The organism is Acidimicrobiia bacterium (assembly GCA_040289475.1).
Taxonomy (GTDB): domain Bacteria; phylum Actinomycetota; class Acidimicrobiia; order ATN3; family PSLF01; genus PSLF01.
Genome location: PSLF01000020.1, coordinates 21918 through 24373, shown reverse-complemented (window position 1 = coordinate 24373; position 2456 = coordinate 21918). Strand labels below are relative to the sequence as shown.

Here is a 2456-nt window from a genome sequence, read left to right as displayed (position 1 = left end):
GTTTGGGATCCAAGAGTTTAGATCGTGCTTCTGGATACGAAGATGAGCACGGAAATGAACCCCACACCTCCTTGGGCTCCGCCAAGGATCCTCTTTTTGCTTACATGATCTTTCGCGCCGCATTGGTTCTGGGATGCGGACCAGCCGACGAGCAGCTCCCCCTCATCGTCGACGGGGCCATCGACGATGCGCCAATTTACGAAAAAAAAGACGTCTTAAGCCTGCTTGATCAAGTCTCGGCGGCCACCCAAGTTGTCGTGCTCACCTCAGATCGCGACGTTGGCGATCTCGCCCAAAGCGTTGGGGCTCGGCTGGAGTGGCTCGCATAGGTCGGAACCCGCTCCCCTGAAGGATGAGAGCGGTCGAGGGAATGAGTGCTCGGGTGCGGGAACAACCGCTCCGACCTCCGGGCAATAAAACACGGGCAGAACCTTAGCTATTCATCTCCGATATGATCGCTCGCCACCTCAACTCGAGATCTTCTGGCATTTTTTGGGGCAACGGAAGGTAAAGGTACACGCGATCCAAAATCCCGGAGTATTTGGCTTTAAGCTTGTCGACCAAGTCTTCGTAGGTAGCCTCTAGCGCATACACGGCCAACATTTCGTCATCGATTACAGAGGCCATCTCTGCGAATCTACCCTCGGCCATCAATCTCTGAAGCTCGGCAGTGGCATCACCCCACCCGTGCACATTGAAGACTGGTTTGTATGTGCGCGTGGCACCGTAAAAAGCAATTTGTGCCCGGACTGGACCCTTGGCTGCCTCGATCTCTTTTTCATCGCGACCCAGGCATACAAATACAGGAGCGGTGAGCTGAATGTCTTCCCTCTTACGTCCTGCAGATGCAAGTCCTGTCGAAATCGCCGGAAGGACGACTTCGTTGAGGTACTTCACCGAATGAAAAGGGTGCACATGAAATCCTTCACATAGCTCGCCCGCAAGGCGACACATGTACTCATTTACTCCAGCGATATAGATAGGGATAGTAGGGTGCTCGATTGGTCCAGGATTGAAAAACGGGGTTATAAGATCGAACCGGTAGAACTCTCCTTTCCAAGAAAGGCGTTCCTCTCCCTGGAAGGCTTTCCAGATATGACGAAGCGCCAAAATCATTTCTCTCAATCTCGGGCCCGGACGGTCGAAAGGCACCGAGAACCTGCGTTCGTTGTGACCCTTGACCTGCGTACCGAGGCCGAGGACGAAACGTCCACCCGACGCCTTCTGAACTTGCCAAGCCTCCATTGCGGTAATCATGGGGCTTCGAGGGAAGGCTACGAGAATAGCCGTGCCGAGCCCAATTTTGCTCGTCTCCAGAGCCGCCACCCCCAAAAGCATCATCGGACTCGCCACCGTCTCCGGGGCCCACAGAAAGTCGAAACCCATCTCTTCCGCATGACGAGCGACAGGGCCTACATCCCTAAGGTCAGTGGTGGCTAAAACCGTGTCTAGCTTCATGCCTCGACTTCCTCAACTTGCCTAAAAAGCGTTTTCCAAACCCGCCCTAGGTTGTGTCTTTGAAAAAGAGTTGCCACCGATGTCTAGCAGACAAAGGTGAGGCGCGGTGTGGTGCAGTGAATATTACTAACCCGAGACCCCCGTAGCGAGCCAGGAAAGCACACTCTGAGTACATTCTTGGTGACGACACGTAAGAACTACCAGCTCACAACGGTCAGTTTTTTTGCACCCTCACTCAACCCAAACCAGGTGTCGTGCCGAAACTGATATGGGGTAGGGTAAGGTCCGAGTGCGCCTGTGCTAACAAATGCTGCTGGAGAGGCCCTGGCCGGCCCTGCAAGGGAGGGAGTTATGTACGCCGGAACAACCACCCGGAGCGTTAGGACTCCGTTTGAAACGTCAAAGGCGGAAGCGACCCGCCTTTCGTACAAGGCGTATGCGAGGCGGAAGTGGCGGAATCGGCTGCTTCGCCTAGTACTTTGGGGTGCTGTACTGGCACTGGCCATCGCGATACTTGTGATGGTGGGGTCCTAAGCCAGCATTACCAGAACTCCTTGGGACAGCTATTAAGCCAAGAAAAAAGAACACCCCAGAAGGCAGCCGCTAGCCGCTAGAGGCAGGCAGTCTGACAAAGTCTTTCTTCGCGTCGCCCCCCTGCGCGAAAACGTGACGGAAAAGGCTAGTCACATCATGCTTACATAAAAACCCGAGCTGAGCCCTATACGCTCAGCCCGGGTTTTCCTAACTGATTACAACAAGCTGTGAAGTGGCTTGTTGTAAATAGATTTTATTCGGAAACCGCCTTCGCCAAAGCCGAGGCAATCGAATCCATATGTTTGGCGGCGTTTCTCAAAGCATTATACTCGCCCGAGTAGTCCTTTTTCGCCTGCGCGTCTATAACGGCCTTTAGGCTAGTTATATGTTCTTTTATTAAGCCTTCAACGGCATCTGCAGGCAAAGAGGGAATGGCAGAATTTACAAGGGTCCCAAAGGATTTG

At 53.5% G+C, this 2456-nt stretch carries 3 protein-coding genes; 2 read left to right on the top strand and 1 reads right to left on the bottom strand.

Annotation, left to right across the window (positions count from 1 at the left end):
* Positions 1–2 precede the first annotated feature (2 nt).
* Positions 3–329 (top strand): hypothetical protein, encoded by a 327-nt coding sequence (locus tag C4318_08815; protein MER3455233.1) that lies wholly within the window; start codon positions 3–5, stop codon positions 327–329.
* Positions 330–432: 103 nt separating this feature from the next.
* Here C4318_08815 and C4318_08810 read toward each other — a convergent pair whose 3' ends face one another.
* A complete protein-coding gene (locus tag C4318_08810) occupies positions 433–1458 on the bottom strand; it encodes an LLM class F420-dependent oxidoreductase (GenBank protein MER3455232.1) in 1026 nt (341 codons plus the stop codon).
* 351 nt (positions 1459–1809) lie between these two features.
* Between C4318_08810 and C4318_08805 the strand changes: the two genes are divergently transcribed.
* Entirely contained in the window at positions 1810–1992 is a 183-nt protein-coding gene (locus C4318_08805) for a hypothetical protein (GenBank protein ID MER3455231.1), read from the top strand.
* The last annotated feature ends 464 nt before the right edge of the window (positions 1993–2456 follow it).

Coding starts and splice junctions, on each gene's coding strand:
- C4318_08805 (MER3455231.1), top strand. CDS start 1,810: ATGTACGCCGGAACAACCACCCGGAGCGTTAGGACTCCGTTTGAAACG.
- C4318_08810 (MER3455232.1), bottom strand. CDS start 1,458: ATGAAGCTAGACACGGTTTTAGCCACCACTGACCTTAGGGATGTAGGC.